We start from the raw sequence: 3,787 nt of genomic DNA, 5'->3' as shown, positions 1-3,787 counted from the left end.
GCCGGGGCCGGGCCCGCGTCAGCGTCCGCCGGGCCGCCGTCCACCGTGCCGCTCGGCGCGTCGGCGGCCGGGGCGTCCGCGGCGCCTTCGGTGACGTTCACGCCCCGGCGGTTCACGCCCGGCGAGAACGTCACGGTGCTGATCAGGGGATGCGCGGACGAGCCGTCCCTCGCGGGCCAGAACGAGGCGTTCGTCCAGGGCGACCCGGGGCACTTCGACCGGTCGGACGGCGGGGTCTGGTCGGGCATCGCCTCGACGAAGCCGGGGCTCAAGCCGGGCAACTCCTACATCACCAAGTTCCGCTGCACGACCGCGGGCGGTCCGCGCACGCTCACGCTGTTCGTGACCGTCCCGGAGAAGAGCGTCCCCGCGCCCCCGCCGCCGGCCTCGCCGCCCGGCGACGGGCACGGCGGAGGCGGCGGCTTCCGCTTCGGGTTCGACGACGTGGACCTGTCCACGCGGACGGTCCGGCCCGGCGGGCGGCTGGGCATGAAGGTGCACTGCCCGGCCGAGGTGAGCGCGACCTCGTCGTCGTTCGTCGCGGACCCGCGGTTCACCGAGACCGACAAGGACACCTGGGAGGCCACCGGAACGTTCGAGCGGACGCTGCCCTCGGTCGTCCGCGTGCGGATCTCCTGCGCCGGGCACGGGCACGTCGTGTTCACGACCCGTCCGGGCCGGGACGAGGTGTCCCCTGGTCCGACGATCCCCCGGGGCGCGCCGGAGACCGGTGACGGCAGCACCGCCGCCGGAGCCCACGCGGACGGCGCCGCCCGTGCCGCAACCACCAGTGCCGCAGCCGACCGGGGGCCGCTGCTCGGCACGGGCGCGGTCGCCGTCACCCTCGCCGGCGCCGGTCTCGTCCTCCGCCGCCGCGCCGCGAAGGGACGGCCCTGACCGCCCCGCGCCGCGAAGGGACGGCCCTCATCGCCCCGCGCCGCTCCCCCGTCCTGCTCGCGGCGGCCGGAGCGGTGCTGGTCGTGGCCGTGCTCGCGGGCGGGTGCGGCAGTGACGGCCCCTACGCGGACGGACCGACCGATCCGGGGGCGCGGCGGTCCACCGGCACCGCCGGGCCGGTGCGGTACGCGACGTCCGCGCTGCCGCGCTCGGAGCCCGTGACGATCCGGATCCCGAAGCTGGGCGTGACCGCGCCGGTCACCGCGCTCGGGCTCAGACCGGACGGCACCATCGAGGTCCCCCCGCTGGACCGTCCGAACCTCGCCGGATGGTGGAAGGGCGGTCCCACGCCCGGCGAGCGCGGGCCGTCGGTGATCCTCGGGCATGTGGACGCGCGCGGCCAAGCCGCCGTCTTCGCCCGGCTGAAGGACCTGCGGCCGGGCGACCGGGTCGAGGTCCTCCGGCGGGACGGGCGGACCGCCGCGTTCGCGGTCCAGCGTGTCGAGCAGGTCGCCAAGGCCGCCTTCCCCGGTGAGAAGGTCTACGCCGAGGACCTGGACCACGCGGCCCTGCGCCTGGTGACCTGCGGCGGCGACTTCGACCGGGGCACCGGCCACTACGTCGACAACGTCATCGCGTACACGCGCCTGGTCCGGAGCTGAACCTTCCGCCCTTGTCGCTCGTTCTCCCGACATCAGGGACGGGTGCCCCACCGGCAACCCCCCTCTGCCCCGGTGGCCCGGGTGTGCCCGGTGCGGCCGGGTACGCACGACCACCGCACGACGTCCGCCGCCCCCCGGGACGGGAGGGGGCGGGGCGACCACAGGAGGTGACCGGGTGAGGGCGATCAGCGTCCAGCAGCCGTGGGCGTTCGCGATGGTGCGGGCGGGCAACGGCGTGTTCAACCAGGGGTCGCCCACGGCGTACCGCGGCCCGGTGCTCGTGTACGCCTCGCTGCGCGTGGACCTCGGCGCGTGCGACTCGCCGCTGATCCTCGCCGCGGGCTGGGACCCGGCCGACCCGCTGGCGACGGTCGGCGCGGTGGTCGCGGTCGCCGCGATCGAGGACGTCTGCTCGGACGCGGTCCTGGACGGCGCGTGCGACTGCGGTCCATGGGCCGAACCCGAGGCCCACCACTGGCGGCTGGCGGACGTGACGCCGCTGCCGCGTCCGGTGGTGGCGCTCGGCAAGGTCGGCCTGTGGGAGCCGTCGGCGACGCTGGTCGGCGAGGTCAGGGCGATGCTCGCCTCGGCGGCGTCCAGGACGGGCTGACCTCCGTCCACGGTCACCCTGTGAGCCGCCCGGCCGCTGTGCGGCCTGTGGTCGGCCGTCCGTGGCCGATAGCCGGTGGTCGGCCGTCCGGGGCCGGCGGTCGGTGGCCGGGTCAGGCTTCGGCGGCTTCGCGGAGGCGGGCGAGTTCGGCGGCGATGCGGTCCAGCGGCCAGCTCGCGTTCAGGCCGCTCGGGTTGGGCAGCACCCAGACCCGGGCGGGGCCGAGCGTGTCGTCCTGGAGGCCGATCTGGGCCTTGGGGTGGCCGAACGCGGTGCGGTAGGCCGTGACGCCCTGGACGGCGAGGAAGCGCGGACGGCGGCGCTCGACCAGTTCGGCGAGGCGGCGTCCGCCCTCCCGCAGTTCCTCCGGGGTCAGCTCGTCGGCGCGGGCGGTGGTGCGGTGCGCGAGGTTGGTGATGCCGAGCCCGAGCGCGCCCAGTTCGTCCTGCTCGGAGGGGTGGAGCAGGCGCGGGGTGAAGCCGGAGCGGTACAGGGCGGGCCAGAACCGGTTGCCCGGACGGGCGAAGTGGTGGCCGGTCGCGCCCGAGTAGAGGCCGGGGTTGATGCCGGTGAACAGCACCCGCAGCGGGACGTCCTCGGGCGGCAGGACGTCCGGGAGCACACGGTCGCGGGCGGCCTCCAGGTCGGCCTTGGTCGGTCGGGAGGCGGGGCGGGAGGTGGACGGCATCAGATCAGGTTACGCACGATCAGGACGGTCGCGGACACGCCGACGAGCCCCAGCACGGCCAGCCGCGTCCGGCCGCCGTCCAGGTAGCGGCGCAGCGGCCCGGCGGCGAGGAACCCGGCGGCCACGAACGGGGTGAGCGCGAGCCCGGCGACGAGCTGCCGCTGCGGGAACTGGTCCAGCGCGGCGAGGGTGAGCACCGAGATCAGCGTCCCGAGGGTGAAGAAGATCGCGAGGGTGGCGCGCACCCTGGGGCCGCTCTCGCGCTGGTAGAGCAGCGCGATGGGCGGGCCGCCGATGGCGGTCGCGGTGCCGCCGAGCCCGGCGAACATCCCGGCGGCGGCGAGCGTCGTCCGGTTGCGCGGGACCGTCCCGGAGTAGGCGCTGACGGCGAGTGCCACCAGCACCAGGCCGCCCGCCGCCAGGCTCATGCCCCGTGCCGACAGCACCGTGACGACCCACACCCCGAGCGGCGTCCCGGCGAGGCGCCCCGCGAACGCCCAGCCGAGCCCGCCGAGGTCCGCGTGCCGCACCTCGCGGACGAGCGTGAACATCGGCGTCACCGTGGCCGCGATGAGCAGCGCGCCGGGCATCAGGTCCGGGAACAGCAGCGCGACGACGGGCGTCGCGACCACGCCGACCCCGAACCCGATGCTGCTCTGCACGAGGGCGCCGACAAGGACCGCCAGGCCGCCGACGAGCAGGAACGTGGTGGACGGAAGCACGACCCGGCACGTTACCGGGAACGCGGTCCGCCCGGCCATCCGGTATTCGGCTGACCGGAACGGCCACCACGTCGCCATCTCCGGCCCCCGCGCGGCGGCTGCACGGGCCTGCACCGGACGGCGGTGCCCAGGCAGGCGCACCCGCACCGCGGGGCGCGGACGCCCGGGTCCGGTGGGCGGTCACGCGGACGCCCGGGCCGTCGGCGGC

At 76.3% G+C, this 3,787-nt stretch carries 5 protein-coding genes; 3 read left to right on the top strand and 2 right to left on the bottom strand.

What is annotated here, in order from left to right; translation table 11 throughout:
* The 3 genes from DZF91_RS26805 to DZF91_RS26795 form a co-directional block, all read left to right on the top strand.
* Positions 1-897: hypothetical protein (locus tag DZF91_RS26805; protein ID WP_207661903.1), on the top strand; the 897-nt coding region annotated here is incomplete at its 5' end.
* A gap of 74 nt (positions 898-971) precedes the next feature.
* Complete coding sequence (locus DZF91_RS26800) at positions 972-1,559, top strand: class F sortase (RefSeq protein ID WP_235834593.1); 588 nt, start codon at positions 972-974, stop codon at positions 1,557-1,559.
* A 175-nt stretch (positions 1,560-1,734) separates the two neighbouring features.
* Positions 1,735-2,169 (top strand): ASCH domain-containing protein, encoded by a 435-nt coding sequence (locus DZF91_RS26795; protein ID WP_117359946.1) that lies wholly within the window; start codon positions 1,735-1,737, stop codon positions 2,167-2,169.
* 112 nt (positions 2,170-2,281) lie between these two features.
* Here the strand turns inward: DZF91_RS26795 and mug are convergent, their stop codons facing one another.
* On the bottom strand, positions 2,282-2,857 hold the full coding sequence (gene mug / locus DZF91_RS26790) for a G/U mismatch-specific DNA glycosylase (RefSeq protein ID WP_117359945.1): 576 nt from the start codon (positions 2,855-2,857) through the stop codon (positions 2,282-2,284).
* The gene (locus tag DZF91_RS26785; protein WP_235834592.1) at positions 2,857-3,579 is read right to left on the bottom strand and encodes a sulfite exporter TauE/SafE family protein; all 723 of its coding nucleotides are present in this window, start codon (positions 3,577-3,579) and stop codon (positions 2,857-2,859) included. The genes mug and DZF91_RS26785 overlap by 1 nt, the downstream gene beginning before the upstream one ends.
* Between the last annotated feature and the right edge of the window lie 208 nt (positions 3,580-3,787).

It is taken from the genome of Actinomadura logoneensis (assembly GCF_003428695.1).
GTDB classification, from domain to species: domain Bacteria; phylum Actinomycetota; class Actinomycetes; order Streptosporangiales; family Streptosporangiaceae; genus Spirillospora; species Spirillospora logoneensis.
This window is presented reverse-complemented; position numbering and strand designations above follow the sequence as displayed.

Bases quoted from the DNA above. Each gene is read 5' to 3' on its own strand.
- mug (WP_117359945.1), bottom strand. From the start codon at position 2,857: ATGCCGTCCACCTCCCGCCCCGCCTCCCGACCGACCAAGGCCGACCTG.